This window comes from Bacillus sp. 005/A4HT-01/001, assembly GCF_004634445.1.
In the GTDB taxonomy this organism is placed as follows: Bacteria; Bacillota; Bacilli; order Bacillales; family Bacillaceae; genus Bacillus; species Bacillus altitudinis.
In genome coordinates, this window is the sequence record NZ_SEIZ01000001.1 from 977,449 (window position 1) to 995,616 (window position 18,168).

Annotated in this window: 16 protein-coding genes, 4 tRNA genes and 1 other annotated feature; of the genes, 2 read left to right on the top strand and 18 right to left on the bottom strand. The window is 41.2% G+C overall.

Features of this window, described 5'->3' with window-relative positions:
• Window positions 1–296 precede the first annotated feature (296 nt).
• From ES896_RS05120 to ES896_RS05150, 7 genes are all read right to left on the bottom strand, one after another.
• Entirely contained in the window at window positions 297–2,066 is a 1,770-nt protein-coding gene (locus ES896_RS05120) for a DUF262 domain-containing protein (RefSeq protein ID WP_098680394.1), read from the bottom strand.
• A 663-nt stretch (window positions 2,067–2,729) separates the two neighbouring features.
• On the bottom strand, window positions 2,730–3,209 hold the full coding sequence (gene rlmH, locus ES896_RS05125; RefSeq protein ID WP_017368434.1) for a 23S rRNA (pseudouridine(1915)-N(3))-methyltransferase RlmH: 480 nt from the start codon (window positions 3,207–3,209) through the stop codon (window positions 2,730–2,732).
• An 80-nt stretch (window positions 3,210–3,289) separates the two neighbouring features.
• Window positions 3,290–3,460: a CxxH/CxxC protein gene (locus ES896_RS05130; protein WP_008360116.1), complete on the bottom strand. Its 171-nt coding sequence runs from the start codon at window positions 3,458–3,460 to the stop codon at window positions 3,290–3,292.
• A 164-nt stretch (window positions 3,461–3,624) separates the two neighbouring features.
• Complete coding sequence (locus ES896_RS05135) at window positions 3,625–4,452, bottom strand: energy-coupling factor transporter transmembrane component T family protein (protein ID WP_041092085.1); 828 nt, start codon at window positions 4,450–4,452, stop codon at window positions 3,625–3,627.
• Entirely contained in the window at window positions 4,443–6,158 is a 1,716-nt protein-coding gene (locus tag ES896_RS05140; protein WP_135226517.1) for an ABC transporter ATP-binding protein, read from the bottom strand. Before ES896_RS05140 ends, ES896_RS05135 begins: the two co-directional genes overlap by 10 nt.
• A gap of 19 nt (window positions 6,159–6,177) precedes the next feature.
• A complete protein-coding gene (locus ES896_RS05145) occupies window positions 6,178–6,735 on the bottom strand; it encodes an ECF-type riboflavin transporter substrate-binding protein (protein WP_024718471.1) in 558 nt (185 codons plus the stop codon).
• A 14-nt stretch (window positions 6,736–6,749) separates the two neighbouring features.
• Window positions 6,750–7,610: an SAM hydrolase/SAM-dependent halogenase family protein gene (locus ES896_RS05150; protein ID WP_135226518.1), complete on the bottom strand. Its 861-nt coding sequence runs from the start codon at window positions 7,608–7,610 to the stop codon at window positions 6,750–6,752.
• 111 nt (window positions 7,611–7,721) lie between these two features.
• Window positions 7,722–7,992: a binding site (T-box leader), on the bottom strand.
• Between the two features lie 192 nt (window positions 7,993–8,184).
• On the opposite strand from ES896_RS05150, the gene ES896_RS05155 reads away from it, so the two are divergent.
• Window positions 8,185–8,874, top strand: a complete 690-nt coding sequence (locus tag ES896_RS05155) for an ABC transporter permease (RefSeq protein ID WP_025208317.1) — start codon at window positions 8,185–8,187, stop codon at window positions 8,872–8,874.
• A complete protein-coding gene (locus tag ES896_RS05160; RefSeq protein WP_135226519.1) occupies window positions 8,875–9,756 on the top strand; it encodes an ABC transporter ATP-binding protein in 882 nt (293 codons plus the stop codon). It abuts the gene before it with no gap.
• Between the two features lie 38 nt (window positions 9,757–9,794).
• Here ES896_RS05160 and ES896_RS05165 read toward each other — a convergent pair whose 3' ends face one another.
• The 11 genes from ES896_RS05165 to ES896_RS05215 form a co-directional block, all read right to left on the bottom strand.
• Window positions 9,795–10,259, bottom strand: coding sequence for a GNAT family N-acetyltransferase (locus ES896_RS05165; protein WP_135226520.1), 465 nt, complete (start codon window positions 10,257–10,259; stop codon window positions 9,795–9,797).
• A gap of 69 nt (window positions 10,260–10,328) precedes the next feature.
• Entirely contained in the window at window positions 10,329–11,516 is a 1,188-nt protein-coding gene (locus ES896_RS05170; RefSeq protein WP_025208320.1) for a S1C family serine protease, read from the bottom strand.
• An 81-nt stretch (window positions 11,517–11,597) separates the two neighbouring features.
• Window positions 11,598–12,392, bottom strand: coding sequence for an MBL fold metallo-hydrolase (locus ES896_RS05175; protein WP_007497388.1), 795 nt, complete (start codon window positions 12,390–12,392; stop codon window positions 11,598–11,600).
• Window positions 12,393–12,398: 6 nt separating this feature from the next.
• Complete coding sequence (locus ES896_RS05180) at window positions 12,399–13,262, bottom strand: two-component system regulatory protein YycI (RefSeq protein WP_017368442.1); 864 nt, start codon at window positions 13,260–13,262, stop codon at window positions 12,399–12,401.
• On the bottom strand, window positions 13,249–14,628 hold the full coding sequence (yycH, locus tag ES896_RS05185) for a two-component system activity regulator YycH (RefSeq protein WP_017368443.1): 1,380 nt from the start codon (window positions 14,626–14,628) through the stop codon (window positions 13,249–13,251). The genes ES896_RS05180 and yycH overlap by 14 nt, the downstream gene beginning before the upstream one ends.
• The gene (walK, locus tag ES896_RS05190; RefSeq protein ID WP_007497390.1) at window positions 14,618–16,456 is read right to left on the bottom strand and encodes a cell wall metabolism sensor histidine kinase WalK; all 1,839 of its coding nucleotides are present in this window, start codon (window positions 16,454–16,456) and stop codon (window positions 14,618–14,620) included. Before walK ends, yycH begins: the two co-directional genes overlap by 11 nt.
• Window positions 16,457–16,463: 7 nt before the next feature.
• Window positions 16,464–17,171: a response regulator YycF gene (gene yycF / locus ES896_RS05195; RefSeq protein ID WP_017359978.1), complete on the bottom strand. Its 708-nt coding sequence runs from the start codon at window positions 17,169–17,171 to the stop codon at window positions 16,464–16,466.
• Between the two features lie 348 nt (window positions 17,172–17,519).
• A tRNA-Phe gene (locus tag ES896_RS05200) sits at window positions 17,520–17,592 on the bottom strand.
• A 26-nt stretch (window positions 17,593–17,618) separates the two neighbouring features.
• Window positions 17,619–17,695, bottom strand: a tRNA-Asp gene (locus tag ES896_RS05205).
• An 81-nt stretch (window positions 17,696–17,776) separates the two neighbouring features.
• Window positions 17,777–17,848 (bottom strand) — tRNA-Glu (locus tag ES896_RS05210).
• Between the two features lie 6 nt (window positions 17,849–17,854).
• Window positions 17,855–17,930: transfer RNA gene (locus ES896_RS05215), tRNA-Lys, on the bottom strand.
• Window positions 17,931–18,168: the final 238 nt, after the last annotated feature.

The following is an 18,168-nucleotide window of genomic DNA, read 5'->3' on the forward strand; positions in this document are numbered from 1 at the left end:
ACTAAATCTTTAAATGCCAAGCTTGTCCCTTTTTGTGTAATGATACTCCATATTAGGGGTAGTATTTCTAAAGTGAATGCCAATGCAGCTCCTAATAATGAAGGTAATACGATAAAAGTAATAACAAATGATTTAATTATCTTGTTCTCCTTTAAGAGTTTTTAAAATTATTTTCTATTAACTGTTCATTTAATTTGATGTTTTTAAATCCGTGACGTATCTAAGTGCGGTAAGTATATTTAAAGCTATGAAATTAACACAAGTCACTCAAATTCATAGCTTCTAAAAAATAAATTTTAAATTAGACCTTTTCTTTTTAATTCCCTTATTGCTCTTAAATCTTCAGGGGTTGGGGTTGGTTGTTCTTCACTTTTACTTAGAAAATCGGGTTGATTTAATCCCCAATCATTAAATACATTTAATAGCTCGTCAGAAATTCGTATGTCTCTTTCTCGAATTTCATTCATTCCCCAGTCTTTATGTTCGCTAGATAAATTTAATAAGATTTGAACTTTAGACTTATTGTAGCTGTCTTGTTTCTTTTTAAAATATCCATTACTTGCAATGATATTAAGCTTTTTTTCAAAAGGTATTTTATTTCCCAAATGCTCCACAAGTTCTTTTATCTCTTCCTCAGAATTATTTGGAAAATAACTGGATTGCCATTTTTTAGGTAGTATATGCTCGATTTCCCATTTATCAGGAAGGAGTTTCTCCTGCTTTTGATAAGCAAGTATCTTTAAAATCATCCGAACAGTATTACGATGCGCAGTTTTAATCTTAATTTTCAGCTCTTGTTCATCCAACTTATTAAAATTAAATATAGGTGTAGGCGAATTAATAATTTCAGAGTTTAGATTTAAAATCCCTCGCTTGACTACATTAATAGTTGGCGTAACTATGTAACGCGCTGCCAAAACAGCAAGTAAATTTTTAAGAAACCGTAAAAAAAGGTTTTCGAAATTTGGTAAATGATAATAATTAAGATAATAAATAACTACTGGATACTTCCAAAATTCATTTGGATACGAAGATAACCCATCAAGTATTTGTTTAATCTCGATATTTTTAGACCAATTCTCATCTTCTATTTCCACACGATTGTTAACCACCTTCCATAAATTCAGCATTGAATTTAAGTTTGTAATAATATCAGTTTTATATAACTGTTCAAAATTATTTCTGGAATAATACTTTCTTAGACCTGGAGTTGTAGTATTTCGATCATTTTCTAAGGCTCTTAAATAGAACATATAATAATAGAATAGTTTTTGAATGCTTTCACCAGCATCTTTCGCTTCATCATCAAGTTGTTGCCATTGCTCAATGAAAACAGCTCTAATATCAACACTTAAATTATTATAGATTTTCGCTTTAAAAATATCAGCATCGGATAAAGCTAGTCCTCTATCGTTAAGAGTTGAAAAGATCGTTAAAGCTGTATCTTGGGAATCAGCTGTGATTGGTAATAAGATTGCCTTGTTTAAAACATTCCTAATAAACCAAAAAAATAACTCCGGTTCATTTGAAGCATAATTCTCAATTAACTCTGTAAATAATTTATAGTTAAGTGAATAGTTATCTTTTGCAGTTTCTTTAGTAGTCCCGTTAACAAGAATCTGACCAAAAATTTTGTTTCCCTCATCACTTATAACTCTAGATTCAATTAGAGCTTTTTCAAAGTTAACCTCAGCTGTTAATTCATCTTGTTCCCACAATGCTGATTCTATTTGTGCTTTAAAGTTTGCTACTTCCTTTGTTTCTTTCATTGAATTAAGTTTGAAGTAAAGCGCTCGTAACAATAAGAATAAGGACGTAATTCGCTGCTGACCGTCTATAATTTCTTGTTCACCACTATCATTTTCATAAGAAACAATCGTTCCTAGAAAATAAGTGCTTCCATTATCATTTTCTGTATACTCTGTTAAGTCTTCAAAAAGCGTTTGAATCTGTTCGTCAGTCCATGCATACGGACGTTGATATTCAGGAATAACAAATTTATTTACTTTTCCTGTTTCTAATAGTTGCTTTACACTCTGTTTATTTACTTCTATAGATGTAGCCATTATTTATTCTCCTTTCTTTTAATACATTTACTTTATACTACCGATTAATAATTGAATTATTAATCTTTTACTAGTATGCTATCTTGTAAATCAATATGGATAATGTGCTGGAGATACAAGTTCTGAAAAGGTATTGGTCAGAAAGCTTTCTCTTTCTATCTTTACACCAGATATTTTTAATGCTTGTTCAAGTGCGATATCCATATCTATTTAATATTTTATTTTTTCAAGTTATGTCTCCTATTATTTAATTTTCCATTACCTAATTTCAATAAAACTTCATTCAATCGAATAATATTTTAACAGAAATTGTTAGTCTCTACGATTTCACAAAATAGGTTCATTATCATTCATATTCTTCTACTCACTATTGTTTAAATAAGTTATGGAATTAGACATAAAAAATTAACAGTAAGAATAAACCTAGCGATTTTAAAAAGAAAAAATATTGGTTATTGAAAAATTCAATGATTTTCCTATGATGCATCAACAAAAGATAAAACAGAGAAGACAGCGAATGGAAAGTTTAATGTATCATTATCAGATACTCATAAGATTTAAGTTTACAATGTCTAGCAAAGACATCTTTTATAGAACATTAAGCTGAACCTTTTTACATCAAGATACTATTAATTATGGTAGGAATGATTAAAAAAACCTCATCTACTTATGATAAGGCTCCCCCCGCACAATCCGAAACGCCCGATAAATCTGCTCCACCAACACCAGCCTCATCAACTGATGCGGAAACGTCATTTTTGAAAATGAAAGTTTCTCATTCGCACGCTGCATCACAGCATCACTTAACCCAAGTGACCCACCTATGACAAAACACACCTTACTTTTTCCGTATGTTGCCAGCTTATCTATTGTATCGGCTAATTCTTCGGAAGTTTTCATTTTTCCTTCGATGGCGAGGGCGATGACGTGGGCGTCTGGGTTGATTTTGCTTAGGATGCGTTCGCCTTCTTTGTCTTTGATGATTTTCATGTCTTGCTCGCTGAGATTCTCGGGTGCTTTTTCGTCTGCGAGCTCAATGATCTCGATTTTTGCGTATGCTTGTAATCGTTTTGTGTATTCGGCTATGCCTTGCTTTAAATATTTCTCTTTTAATTTTCCTACTGTGATAATTGATATATTCACAGGTCATCCCCACCTTAAGAACAAGTTATTCATATAAGTTATCAACAATTGTGGATAAAATTTGTGTATTTTGTGTCCGATCATTCGTTCCCCACTATATATATTGCAGGTTCATCGCACAATTCACAGGTTGTGGATAAGCTGTGTGTATGTTCGATTTTTCTGAATTCTGGCGGTGTTTCGTGATCATCTATGTACATGTCTAGTACGGTTTCTATATGTTCTGCACAAGCATAAAGTGATTTGTTCATAAGTTTCTAATTCCTCCAATATGTTGTTTGGTTATTCACATGTGTTTCGCTCATTGTTCAATATAACCGATTTATTCACATGTTAATAGTCTTTTACCATTTTCCACACCTTTTATCCACAAACCAAATAAAAAAGCCTCCACTCCTGTGAAGGCTTCCTTCTATCAAAACGGATTGTAAAATCTCGTTCCTCTAACAAATGTAATTACTAGCGACACAATCAGTACCGCTCCAACAAAGATTAACGCCGCATAATCTGCTTTTTGAAAGTCTTTCGCCGTAAACCATGTGCGCTTTTTATGCTTTCCAAACCCGCGCAGTTCCATCGCATTGCTGATCGTTTCAATCCGCTCTAGGCTGGAGAAAATCAGCGGCATCACAATCGACAGCGCATTTTTAATCCGTTTCCCCAGTTTTTCATTCTTCGATAAATCAATGCCTCTTGCTTGCTGAGAAATGGCAATCGTTCGAAAATCACGTTGAATATCTGGAATATAGCGCAAAGCAATCGCTACAGCATACGAAATCCGGTAGCTGACCCCGATTCTGCTGAGCGATGAGGCGAATTCACTTGGATTTGTTGTGACAATAAACAATAGTGCCGCTGGCATCACGGTCACGTATTTCAGTGTAATGTTCAATTGATAGAAAAGCTGTTCAAGTGTGACGTTGTACCAGCCTGCAATATGAAATAGCTCGTGCTTTGCTCCGTAGATGGCGACACCTTGCTGGGGAGCAAAGATGTAAATGGCGATGTTATTGATCACAAGGAAAATCGCTAGGACGATCACCACGAAGGAGATATCACGAAATCGCACATTCGACAGTTGAAAGAACACGATACTGGCAACTAGCATAAACACTAATACGCCTGTATCATACGTGAGCATCGCTGCGGATGACCAGAGGATAAAGCAAATGAGTTTGGTTGCCCCTGTCAGCCGGTGAATTGGCGACGGGCGATCGATATAAGACAGCATGTCTACAGCCATGTCATTCGTTCCTTTCTGTCAACCTCAATGAAGCGATCCACGAGTTCATTTGGATTTGGCCAGTCTACTTTTAGCGCCAGTTCATACAGCGACGTTTCCTTTAAGCTCGCCTTTTGGACTAGCAACTGATCTGTCAGTACTTTAGCTGGTGTATCGTCTGCGATTTTTTCTCCATCTGAAATGACAATGGTTCTTGTTGTGTATTCGAGCATGAGATGCATATCATGGGTGATCATCATAATCGTGACGCCCTGCTGATTTAATTGCTCTAAAAATGTCATCATCTCTGTGTAATGTCTAAAATCCTGTCCGGCGGTTGGCTCGTCTAGGATGATGATTTCTGGCTCTAACACAAGAATGGATGCAATGGTAACGCGCTTTTTCTGTCCAAAACTGAGTGCTGAGATCGGCCAATTTCGAAATGGATACAGCCCGCATACTTTTAAAACCCGCTCTACACGATCCTTGATGTCGTCTTCCTGTACGCCTCTTAAAACGAGACCGAGGGCGACTTCATCAAAAATCATTTGTTTCGAAATCATTTGATTTGGGTTTTGCATGACGACACCGATTCGTTCGGAGCGCTGTTTGATGGTGTCTCCTGTGATGTCATCGCCATTTAAAAGGATTGTCCCTTTTGTTGGCTTTTCAAATGCACAAAGCACCTTGGATAGTGTCGTCTTGCCTGCGCCATTGGCACCGGCAATGCTGATCATTTCTCCTTTTTTGACGGTAAAAGAGATGTTGCTCAGTGTGTTGGGTCTTGTCGGATAATCAAAGCTCAGCTCACGCACTTCTAGTAAATCCGGCGCTTCATTCTGCTCGACTGATGGCTCAGATGCTTCCATCCATTGCTCGATTTTCTCTTTTGCCTCGTCGTTTAAGGTGAGATGCTGTAAATTAGCGATCTGATCTCCTGCTGCAATCGGAATACCTGCATATTTCATCGCTCTCACATATAAAGGCTCACGTAAATACGCCGCTTCTAATACATTTGAGGCGAGCAATTCATCTGGTGTCATATCCGCTGCAATCGTGCCGTCATTGACAACGATGATGCGGTCGACATGACGGAAGAGGACGTCTTCCAATCGATGTTCCACCATCACGACCGTTTTTTTTGTTTCTTTTTGCAGACGGTCAATAAGGTCGATCACTTCTTTGCCTGTTGCGGGATCAAGGCTTGCCAGTGGCTCATCAAACAGCAAAATGTCGACATCGTTGACAAGTACGCCTGCGATGGCGACACGTTGTTTTTGACCGCCTGACAGCTCATGCACGGATGATGCCAGTTTGCCGTCTACCTCTGTTAATTTTGCCGCTTTCTCGACACGTGTTTTCATTTCTTCGCGTGTGACTTGATCATTTTCTAGTGTGAACGCAATATCTTCTCCAACGGTCAGCCCGATAAATTGTCCATCAGGATCTTGCAGCACCGTTCCGACGAGCTGTGAAAGAGAGAAAATGTTCTCTTTCTCTGCATTTTTCCCGCCGATGTGAAGACTTCCTTCCATAGAACCTTTATAAGACGCAGGAACTAGCCCATTGATACAATGGGCTAGTGTGCTTTTTCCCGATCCAGACGGGCCTGCGATGAGGACTTTTTCTCCTTCATAGATGGTCAGGTTGATATCTTTCAATGTTGGTTCTGCCTGACTGCGATACTTGAATCCGAAATGTTCGAATTGAATCATCGGTTTCTTCATTTATGTGTTCCACCTTGCTTCATGATGTTTCTTTCGATAGACTGCCGCTTTTGCTTCTTGTTTTCGCATAAGCCGCAATGATGATGGTGCCTAGTACACCGACTGTGATGATGTTTGAGATTCCTGCTACGATGCCTTGAACAAACACTTTATTTGCAGGTTCTGCATAGATCACAATGTCGAGTACCGGCGCAATGACAAACCAGCCTAATGCTTGTGCGCCGGCTTGGACGGCGTTGAAGAGCGTGATTTTTTTCCAGCCAAAGTCGCCCTCTTCTACTTTTAAACGGTTCGAAATGAGGCCGATCAATAAACCAACCACACCCGAAACGATAATCCAGCTCCACCAAGGTCCAAATGTGGTGGCATCTTTAATGAGATGACCAATAAATCCAATCAATGCGCCTGCAATAGGACCAAATAGCACGGCCATTAATGCAAGGAACGCGTACGATGTTTCAATTTGTGTATTCGGAATCCCAGTTGGAATGGAGACGAAGCGTCCTAAAATGACAAAGACGGCTGCGCCAATCCCGATGGCAACGACAGTTTTCGTTGAAAGTTGTTTACCTGCCATGATGTTTCCTCCTCTTATTCATATATAATGCGCGGAGCTTTGCGAATCGAAAGGCGCCAGCCTGTGCCTATACCGATGTTATAAGCCTTTGCAAATGACCCTTGATTGATCGCCACGCCTAAATGATCGAGTGAATTGACATATACGAGTGGTTCGCCTACCTTTAAATCGGCAAAAGATCGTCCATAGGTCATGATATTTTTATACACATTTTTTGGCCCGTTGGCAATGGTAACTTCTATTGCATCCCCATAATTGATTGAAAGCTGTTCAAATAACGTATGATGAATGTTTGTCCATAGGTTTCCGAACCGCACATCTAAAATATCAATCGTCCCTGTGATCACTTCTTCTTCCGCATAAGCTTGTACGACTGGAAGGTGAATAATGTCCTCTATATTCGCCTTTGGCCCGACCTCTTCAAAAGAAATCACACCTGAAGCAATTCTCGCGCCTGTATAGGCGTAAATGTCTCTACCATGGAATGTATGTGATTTTCCTGACTTCGGCAGACGGTTGATGGTTTCATCTAAATACCGAGCCTCCACGATGCCAATATCCTGTGCGACATGCGTAAGTGTCCCATTATCAGGTGTGATGATGTAGTGTGAGCTTGTTGTTTTGACGACAAGGCTCTTTCGCTCTGATCCAACGCCTGGATCAACAACGGAGACAAATACCGTTTCTTCCGGCCAATATGTAACCGTCTGAAGCAAGCGATAAGACGCTTCCCAAATGTCATATTGGGGAATGTTGTGAGTTAAATCAAAAATGCGGATGCCGCTGCTCACTGTATTGGCTACGCCGTACATTGCGCTGACCGCTCCATCATCAATACCGAAATCTGATTGCAAAACCAATGCATGTTCACTCATGTTAATCTCCCTTTCATTTGAAAAAATGGTTGTGGTGTTTCACGTGGAACATTTGAACATTTGTATGAAAAAAAGTGGACAATAAAAAATACCCCATCCTTATCTATGAATCATAAGGACGAGGTATTTGTCTCGTGGTACCACCTTTATTTACTGTTTGCTCGCGCTAAACAGCCTCTACAAGTACAAAGCTCCAATTTGGCTCATATACTGTGGTTTTGATAACGAGTACCAACTCTCGTCGTCACCTACTAATATCATGGATATGTTCAGCACGAGGCTCAGAGACCATTTTTCGAATCATTATTTTTGCTTCTTTTCAGCTACCGAAGCTCTCTGTGGAAAAATTGATGATTGTACTTTCTCTCGTCATTGCCTGTTTAACTATCTTGAATTAAAGCTATCATACATGATGTTTTTTGATAAATCAAGATATTTTTCTGAACATTTTTAAAAATGAGTTAACTGTTTTGGAAGAGTCTTCTTTTTTATAAAATTTAAGCAAATGTTAAAGAGCGAGATATGGTGTCTTTCTTTTCTAGCGGTATAATAAAGATGAAGGGAGGTACAGTTTGTGTGGACCATCTGTATGAATGAATTTAAGCAGCTCTTCAAAAGCACAAAATCCATCTTAACAATTGTTATTATTTTCATTTTATCTACTTTTGTATCAAGTCTTCCATTTATAGCTGCTTATCAAGGGAAGTGGGAACAGGCAAAGGACCCTTATTCCATTGGGAATGAACTAGTGATTTCGTTATTTGGTTTCTTCCTTATTTTTTTATTATCTCATGATATTTTGAGCCGCGAAATTCATTTGAAAACCATTCGTTTTCTCGTCAGCAAAACGACCCGTTTAAACATTGTCATCGGGAAATATCTTGGGCTGATGCTGTTTTGGCTCAGTTGCATTATGACCACATATATATTAAATATGGTGATTTCACATCGTTTTCTGTTCTCTGATGCCTTAAAAATATTAACGTTTATCAGTGTCGGCATCTCCTGTGCTTTGTTTTTGTCCATGCTCTTTCCAACACCACAGAAATCGATGTTTGTTGGCATGTTGTTTTCCTTTCTATTTCCAATCATGAGCATGATGTCTGTTCTTTCTTCAGAACGGTTGATTCACTGGTTCCAATACGTGACGCCTTATTATTATGCGCGCTGGAGTGAACCGCTGACCTATGTGCTGATGAATGCCGCATTGACAGTTGTCTTACTCATTGGAACGGCACTACTGTTTCAGAGGAGGGATGTCTAAGTGCTTCACACAAAAGGGCTGACAAAAAAATATCGGACAAAAGTCGCAATAGATCATATTGATCTTGATATCCATCAAGGGGATATCTTCGGCCTCATTGGACCGAAGGGTGCTGGTAAGACGACCTTTTTTAATATCATTACAGGGATCTCCCGCCCCACCTCTGGCACGTTTATCATGATGAACATGACGTCGTTAAAAAAAGTACGTCATCATATCGGTGTTCTGCCTGAATATACAGATTTATATGAAGGGCTGACTGCTATTGAGCATATTGCCTATTTATCGAAAATTACGGGTGCTCGCCAGAAAACGAGCTATTATGAAGAATTACTCGAATTTGTTGGCTTACATCGTTATTATCAAGAGAAAGTCGGTGCCTTTACACCTGGGATGAAGAAGCGGCTCGGAATGGCTCAAGCCATCGCTCATCAGCCTGACTTTATTTTACTTGATGAGCCTTTTGCGGATATTGATGCAGATTCTATCTTACATATCCAGCGGGTGATTGAATCGTTAAAATTTGAAGGGAAAACTGTCTTTTTAACAGCAGACGAGCCAAGGTTCACCCAGCCTATTTGTACCAAAACAGCTTTCATATCTGAAGGAAAAATCGTGTCCTCAAGTACTCATCCTCAAGAGAAAACCATCACGTCCTCAACCATTCGTGCCACCTTCAAGCATGCATGGATTGATGATGAGGTGAAGCCTGTTCTCACGCAGTACTTACAAAGTGTGGGAACAGACCTTGTGATCAGAGATGACGAGACCTCATTGTTGATTCGTTCAGAAGCTCAAGTCCCAGCCATCATCCGTGCGTTTGTGAAATGCAAAGTCGATCTATACCGAGTCACGGCGCAAGATGCCATGATGTCCACGTAAAAAGTACCGTACGCTCACTGCACGGTACTTCTCTTTTTTTATAAAGGCTTGCTCATGTAAATCCCAGTCTCAGCAAAGCCCGTTTTCTCATAAAGTGAGCGGGCGATTTGATTATGGGCAAAGACATGCAGCGATAGTTTTTTCACACCTAATGACTTTGCCTGCTCTTCTAATGCCGCCATGGCCTGTTTTGCCAAGCCTTTTCCTCGATACGCTTCAAACAAAATAAAATTATAAATAAATCCTTCGTGCTGAGGATGATCTCGGTCATAGCAAAGCCATACCCATCCGATGGCTTCTTCTCCATGTAAGATGTTCCACAACTCATGATCCTCTGTCCGAAGGCCTTCAGGAAGCAACCGGTCAAATTGTTCCTCTGCGTTCTTTTGCGCTTCTTCCTGACCCCACGTCCCTGCGAGTATCTTTTCTTCTGCGTACCTCTTAATGGCTGCCGCTATCAAGACGTCATAATCCGTTTGTGACACCGGCTGTAATGTGACCAAATCCTCTCTCCCCCTTTTCTTTATCATATGCTGTGCATATAAAAAAAGCCAGTCCCCTATAGGAACTGGCTAGCCTCCGAACCGATCGGTTTGGGAGAGCTTGATCTCGACTGATTTTTTCTTTCCGCTTCGGTAAAATTGCACCTTTACCTTGTCGCCGACTTTCTTTTGATAGAGATATTTACGCAGATCGACGATGTTTTGTACTTCCTTGCCGTCAAACGACGTCACGACATCCAGCTCTTTTAACCCTGCTTTCCCTGCTGGAGACAAAGGCTCGACACTCATCACGACGACTCCGGTTGTGACCTTTGATGGCAGTTTTAACGTTTCCTGCCAATGATAGCTCGCAATATCTGCTAGTGATTTCATCCCAACACCAAGGTACGGACGCTTCACCTCTCCATAGCGCTCTAAATCCTCTATGACAGGGATCACCAGATTCGCAGGAATAGACAGCCCAATCCCTTCCACCTCTGACTCAGCAATCTTCATTGAATTGATGCCGATCACTTTGCCGTCCATATTAATCAAGGCTCCGCCGCTGTTCCCAGGATTAATGGCGGCATCCGTTTGCAAAACTTCCGCATTCCAATCCGTCTGTCCATCACCATTAGAATCAACAGGGATCGCACGCTCCGTTCCAGAAATCACACCTTGTGTGACGGAGCCAGCAAATTCAAGGCCTAATGGATTTCCAATGGCGATGACAGGCTCACCTGGTTTGACATGGTCTGAATTGCCGAAGGCGGCGGTTTTCTTGATCTTATCACTTTTGACCGTGAGTACCGCTAAATCCATAAGCTGATCACTGCCGACAAGATTTGCCCCGATCCTTGTCCCGTCCTGAAGGCTCACTTCAAGCTGGTTTGCGCCTTTGATGACATGATGGTTGGTCACGATATAAAAAGTGTCACCCTTTTTTTTATAAATCACACCTGACCCGCTGCCTGCTTCACCGCCTTCTTCCCAAAAGCTGGACTTTTGAATGTTAATGACGCCGACAACTGTATCCGACATACTCGATACCACTTTTGTGACCGCATCATTCACGTTCACATTGACGGTCTTTAAAGGGCCATCTGATGCCTGCTGATCTCCAGCTGACTGCCAGCCAAAGGGGCTGCCGCTCTGTCCAGACACATAGGGGAAAAAGAATCCCATTAAAAAAGCTCCTACCAATACACCGATCAGACCAGATAGGAAATATCCTTTTCTGCTTCGTCTCGGCTTCCACTCTACATCGCGATAATCCACTATGTTTCCTTCCTTTCAGTGAATAGATGATGTATATAGTGTTGGTAAGAAGCTCTTATCTTAATCATACGATTGTAAAAATCATACGGCGCAAAGCGGGGTTGCTTTTTTCGGGTCCGTATCATATAAATCAAAGCCGTCCCCTACAACAAAGCCCTTCATTTCAAGCGTCTGCTGGACCGCCATACGGGCTAAGTCCTTCATGTTGTTGTCTTGACTCAAGTGGGCCAAATAAATGCGTGAGGTGGCGTCTCCAATCACGTCTGTCATAGCAAGAGCTGCATCTTCATTGGATACGTGTCCGACATCGCTCAAAATTCTGCGTTTGATACTCCATGGGTAGCGCCCCATTTGCAGCATGCCGACATCATGGTTGCTCTCAAATACGAACGTATTGGCTGATTTAATAATCCCTTTCATTCGATCACTCACATAGCCTGTATCCGTCATGAGGGCAAGTTTACGCCCGCCATAATGGAATACATAAAACATGGGCTCTGCCGCATCATGTGATACGCCAAATGATTCAACATCGAGACCGCCGAATGATTGAACCGTCTCCATATCAAAGTGGAATTTCTGCTCCGTATCCACTTTCCCAATATGTGACTCCATCGCCTTCCATGTTTTCGCATTTGCATAGACAGGAAGCTTGTACTTTCTTGCCATCACACCGAGTCCTTTAATATGATCTGAGTGCTCGTGTGTGACAAAAATTCCGTCCAAGTCTTCCGGCTTGCGATCGATTTGACCAAGCAGCTCTACCATCTGTTTGCCGCTTAAGCCCGCATCTACTAAAAAAGCATGCTCGTCTGTTTCTAAATAAAAAGCGTTCCCCGTACTTCCGCTCGCTAGTACACTGAACTGCAAGCTCATGTTCTCTCACTCCAATGAAGATTTGTCTTCTTTCTCTATATGATCAAGTGTTGAGCCATCAATGGCATTGATCAAATATTCTTCTTCTGTCTTTTTCTTTGAACCAGCTGCCACGCCTTCAATCTCTACTCGCCATACAGGAACCATGACTTGAGTGCTTGCACCTGGGTATTGCGTGTAGTAGCCAAGCTCCACTTTTTTCACTGTCGTGTTTTGGCTCAGCATATTTTGTGTATATAAGTCCTTCACCGTTTCAAGCGCTGGGACAAGGGTTTCTTTTCTCACTTCATTAATCGATGTCACCATCGACTGCCGATACGAGACGACCTCGTTTTGATCGTTCACATCCAATGTGATCTTACCGATGGTTTCGGTGTCATCAAGACCTTCTTGGAAGATGTATTTTCCTTTATACGTTTGGAAAAAGACGATTTCACCTGTTTCTTCATCGATGCTCCAGAGCTTATAATTCTTGCCATCCAGTAAACGCTGGCTCACAAGATTGGTCGCTGCTGTTTTCATATCTTTTTTCGGCAATGCAACTGGTTTATTGAAGGTCATTTCAAGCAGGGTGACAGGATCATCTTTCTCGGTTTTCGGGAATGTGCTTTTCGTCTTTTGATCAGCTAATCCATCGACATCCTTTTTCGTATATTGCTTTTTCTCAGCTGTAATGCGGTATCCAATCTTCGCTTCATCTGATAGATTGCCATATTTGATTCCGTCTGCCTTCATTTCTTCCAGCGTATCTGTTTTTTCGATAATCGCAAAATGATCGGTCGATCGCTTTTCAAAGTATTGAAAACCTAGAAAGATATCGAGAACGAGAAAGGCTAGGATAAAGATCGTTTTGGTCTTATTCCACTCCATGATTCTCGCTCCCCTCTGTCAGCAAATCATTCGTTAAAATGACGGTTTTTCCGTTATATTTCATACACCATACCGGCTCTAGCCAGACAAACATCGCTTGATCCTGATCTGATGCCGTGGATGTCGCTTGATAGGCAGGGAAAATCTGTTCAATTTTCTCTAAATCATCATACTTCGTCTGCTTGATGATCAAGTTTTTCAGCTCTGTCCCATTCATCAGTTTGACCTGTTCACTCTGACTCGCTTTGTTGCCGAGAATGTAGTTTGGACGCTTATAACTCAAGATGTCATCATTCGCCCATTGTACTTCAAGTGATGTCATACCAAATGGATGTTTTGTGCTGTTGACGATCGGCAGTCCATCCATAAACATATTAAAGGACAGCTGCTGGTTGCTGTTAATGCCGAAGTATTGATAATTATCGGTAAAACTTCCGGTATCATTGAAATACTTCACGCTTCGCTTGATCAAATCTCCCGTTTGGAATACGGTACTAGAATTGATATTACGATGCTGATATTGGATGCGGTGGTCTTTTTGATTTGCTTCAAGACGACTCGTTCCATCTGTATACACCGTCCGGTTTAAATTAGATTCCTCCCCAACTAGACTTGGGTCTGTAAACAAAGCGTCCTTGAATTTGCTTGTCTTAATCGTTTCGATAAAGAACATTTTCGCTTCAAGCTGCTTTTGCTTCTGCGGCAGAAGGAAATCTCGTTTTGAATTCGTAGAGAAAGTATATAGATCATAGCGCGGCATCTCGTTTTGAGCGGCTGCAATACTATCCATCAGATTACGATAGTTGGCTGATTCAATCGTCAGCTCAAGCACCGTTTCCTTGCTGTATGAAACCAAATAGACTTTCTTATTGGCCTTATCCGGCTGAGCGAACGGCACAATCATCCGGTCAAATGAGTTGTATTCAATGGATTTATTCGGCCATTTAAACAGCGCTTGGAAAATATCAATCGGAATCGGATCATTGAACACAAGATCCAATGTTTTGCCTTGCCCCTCGCGTCCATAGAAGAAATTCTTAAATTTCTGCTCGGAATATTGGTCCGACACATCGGCAATCTCTTTGACATCCCACAGGCTCACATCATTCCAAAAGTTTTGGAAGAGTTCCTTTTGATCCACTTTGAAATGCTCTCCATTGGAATGGATGAACATCTCACGCGGTTTCACGACATCAATGAGACTCCTAGGCTCGTCGCTTGAAATCTTCTTCGTTTCCACGACCTGTGTACCGGCATCCGCCTGATCCTGCATGACGGGCTGGAACATCCAAATATTCCACGTAAACACAAGACTGATCGCAATTAGGATTGTCAATATAATGGTTTTAAAGGTCTCACGCTTCATCCCAATCATCCTCTTGTTCTTCATTGTACGGAAGGGTAAAGGTTACCGTTGTTCCTTTTCCTTCAATGCTGTCAGCCCAAATATCTCCGCCATGAGCCTGAACCATTTCTTTTGCAATCGCAAGACCTAGGCCGGTTCCGCCAAGTTTTCTTGTTCTTGCCTTATCCACTCGATAAAAACGTTCAAAGATTTTATCCATATCCTTCTTCGGAATACCGATTCCTTCATCTTTGACACTGAATAACACAAGACCTTGCTCCTCATCCAAATCGACAGTGAACGTAATGTGTCCACCCTCTGGCGAGTATTTCATAGCATTGGAAATGATATTATCGAGCACCTGTGTGATTTTGTCTTGATCAATTTCCACATATATTTCACGCTGCGGCAGGTTCCGGATGAAATCGACATGCTGCTCCTTCGTCATTTCAAAACGATCAATGACGAGCGAGATAAACCTGATAAAATTCGTCCACTCACGATTGAATTGATAATCCTTGCTGTCGAACTTAGACAGCTGGAGCAGGTCATTCACAAGTCTAATCATGCGCTCTGTTTCATTTTGCGTGACACTGAGGAACCTTGGCGCAAGCTCTTTATCACCAATCGCACCTTCAGCGAGAGCCTCAAGATAGCTTCGCATCGTCGTAAGCGGTGTGCGCAGCTCATGCGATACGTTCGCCACGAATTCACGACGTTCCGCATCAATTTTTTCCTGCTCGGTTACGTCATAAATGACCGCGATCAAGCCATCAATTTTCCCATGCTCTTTCTGAATCACTGAGAAATTGACACGCAAAACAGACAACTGATCTTCGCGTTCAATTTCTAGCAGCATGGAGTCTTGATTTTCGACTAAATCTTCAAATGTATGAGTTTCTTCTAAGCCAAGCAAGGATGTGATCGGCATCTCTAGAGCTGTTTCACGTGAAACATTCAACAGCTCTAGTGCTGGGCTGTTTAATAGAATAATGGCACCGTTTTGATTCGTGGCAATGACGCCATCGGTCATATAGGCGATAACAGAAGAAAGCTTTTTCCTCTCACCCTCTGTCATCAGCTGCGCTTCCTCCAGCTCTCTCGTCAGATGGTTAAATGTCGTTGCTAGTTGACCAATCTCATCATGTCCATACTTTCGGACCTTTCTGGAAAAGTTCCCTTTGGCGAGCTCGATCGCTTGCTTTCTCATATCCGAAATTGGGTGTGTAATGGTTCTGAATATGAATATACCAAGTAGAGCAGTCGTCCCAAGTGCGATGAGTGTACCCGTCGCCAAAATGGTGTTGATCGTTCGCATTTGGTTAAAAACACTTTCCATGGATGAGACCACATAAATGACACCAACAGTTTCTTGGTTCTCATTTTTCACGGCTGTCGCTGATATGCGGACTCGTTTATTCGATTCTGGGTCATAGAATTTTTTTTCGTAGTCTTTGCCAACCGCGAAAATACGGCTAATGATTTGATCTGTGATTTTCTTCCCGGCAATCTCTTGACTGCCGTTATTCACAGAGGCAATGACCTCTCTGCTTTCGTCAATATAGCTGACTTCAGAAATTTCATTAGACTCATCTTTGTTGTTAAAATCGTTTAATATCTTTTGAGCATCCTCTTTTAATTCTGCCTTGCTTTTCGATGAATCTTGTTCTAGGTAATACGATAACGAGTAGATTCGCTGATTCAAGGAATTATCATATGAATTAATTAAGGACTGCTCTAGCTGCTTCACAAAGTACACGCCAATGATCTGCATGGCGACAATGATCAGCAGCACATAAATCAAGGTCAATTTAAAGTGAATCGAGCGAAAAAAACCTACTTTACTCATAAGAATCTTAGTCCTGCTCTGGGTTTCTTAAATAGTAGCCGACGCCTCGTCTTGTCACGATCCAGCTCGGGTGGCTAGGGTTGTCTTCAATTTTTTCACGAAGACGGCGGACTGTCACGTCTACTGTACGGACATCTCCAAAGTAATCGTAGCCCCAAACCGTTTGCAGTAAGTGCTCACGTGTCATGACTTGTCCAATATGTTTCGCTAAGTAATGAAGCAATTCGAACTCACGATGCGTTAATTCAATCGTTTCGTCACGCTTAGACACGACATACGCATCTGGGTAGATCACAAGTGAACCAATCTCGATATCATTTGATTCAGATTCTTCCTCTGATTGCGGAGCAGCCGTCTGTCTTCTTAAATTTGCTTTTACACGTGCAAGCAGCTCGCGTGTACTGAATGGCTTTGTGACATAATCGTCCGCGCCAAGCTCAAGACCAATGACTTTATCGATTTCAGAGTCTTTTGCTGTCAGCATGATAATCGGCATATCATATTTCTTTCTCACTTCACGGCATACTTCAACGCCATCTTTGTTCGGCAGCATAATGTCGAGCAAAATGATGTCTGGCTTAATTTCTTCTACCATTTCAAGGGCTTCATTTCCGTCATACGCACAATGAACCTCGTAGCCCTCTTTTCTTAAGTTAAATTCCAATATATCCGCAATCGGCTTTTCATCATCTACGACAAGAATCTTTTTTTCCATTGTGATTTCCTCCTGCATTTTTAGCATCTATGTCATTCCATTTTGCATGTCTCATTACGCCTTCTTCATTTACGAAAAAAAAGGCTCACTGTCTATTATAACGTTTTAAGAGGCAAAGATAAAAATAATAACGGCTTTCTTTGCTAGTAAACGTTGGATAGAAGAACCCCGCCCAAAAGATTTGATGACTTTTTCCTTTTTTATTGAAACTTTTCCAGTCACCAAACGTCTATATACATGTAACGTCTTCTTCTTATGGAGCCGGGCCCTACCTAGGTCCGGCTTCTCCCTTTTTATGCCTTCTTTTCATAATAAAAACGCACCTGCGATTGCAGATGCGTTTGGAAGTGGCTCGGGACGGAATCGAACCGCCGACACACGGATTTTCAGTCCGTTGCTCTACCAACTGAGCTACCGAGCCATCATCAAAAGATGAATATGTATAAATGGCGGTCCGGACGGGACTCGAACCCGCGACCTCCTGCGTGACAGGCAGGCATTCTAACCAACTGAACTACCGGACCTCAGTAACTTGCCCGAAAAAGCAATCGTGGTGCTCCTTCAAGCAAGTGAGGAAAAATTAGCTTAACGCTAAAGTAAATCAATGACCCGTACGGGATTCGAACCCGTGTTACCGCCGTGAAAGGGCGGTGTCTTAACCGCTTGACCAACGGGCCAAAACATGGTGAGCCATGAAGGACTCGAACCTTCGACCCTCTGATTAAAAGTCAGATGCTCTACCAACTGAGCTAATGGCTCTCGGTTTGTGAAAAGTAATTCTGAAGAAGTTGTACTGCGTCAAACCAATCGCTTTAAAAGCTGGAAAATCGCATCTTAACAAGTTTCAGAGACCTTTGCAACAACGAGATTTATAATATCATAGAGTAATTACATATGGCAATACGTTTTTCGACATTTTTTTAAAAAAAGTGTCGGATTTGATATCTTCTGTTAAACCGCCTAATCCTGCAAGCGCCTTCATTCAATCAATGGCTAC

Coding starts and splice junctions, on each gene's coding strand:
- ES896_RS05180 (WP_017368442.1), bottom strand. CDS start 13,262: ATGGAGTGGAATAAGACCAAAACGATCTTTATCCTAGCCTTTCTCGTT.
- ES896_RS05120 (WP_098680394.1), bottom strand. CDS start 2,066: ATGGCTACATCTATAGAAGTAAATAAACAGAGTGTAAAGCAACTATTA.
- ES896_RS05135 (WP_041092085.1), bottom strand. CDS start 4,452: ATGGCTGTAGACATGCTGTCTTATATCGATCGCCCGTCGCCAATTCAC.
- yycH (WP_017368443.1), bottom strand. CDS start 14,628: ATGAAGCGTGAGACCTTTAAAACCATTATATTGACAATCCTAATTGCG.
- yycF (WP_017359978.1), bottom strand. CDS start 17,171: ATGGAAAAAAAGATTCTTGTCGTAGATGATGAAAAGCCGATTGCGGAT.
- ES896_RS05140 (WP_135226517.1), bottom strand. CDS start 6,158: ATGAAGAAACCGATGATTCAATTCGAACATTTCGGATTCAAGTATCGC.
- ES896_RS05150 (WP_135226518.1), bottom strand. CDS start 7,610: ATGAGTGAACATGCATTGGTTTTGCAATCAGATTTCGGTATTGATGAT.
- ES896_RS05175 (WP_007497388.1), bottom strand. CDS start 12,392: ATGAGCTTGCAGTTCAGTGTACTAGCGAGCGGAAGTACGGGGAACGCT.
- ES896_RS05130 (WP_008360116.1), bottom strand. CDS start 3,460: ATGAACAAATCACTTTATGCTTGTGCAGAACATATAGAAACCGTACTA.
- walK (WP_007497390.1), bottom strand. CDS start 16,456: ATGAGTAAAGTAGGTTTTTTTCGCTCGATTCACTTTAAATTGACCTTG.
- ES896_RS05145 (WP_024718471.1), bottom strand. CDS start 6,735: ATGGCAGGTAAACAACTTTCAACGAAAACTGTCGTTGCCATCGGGATT.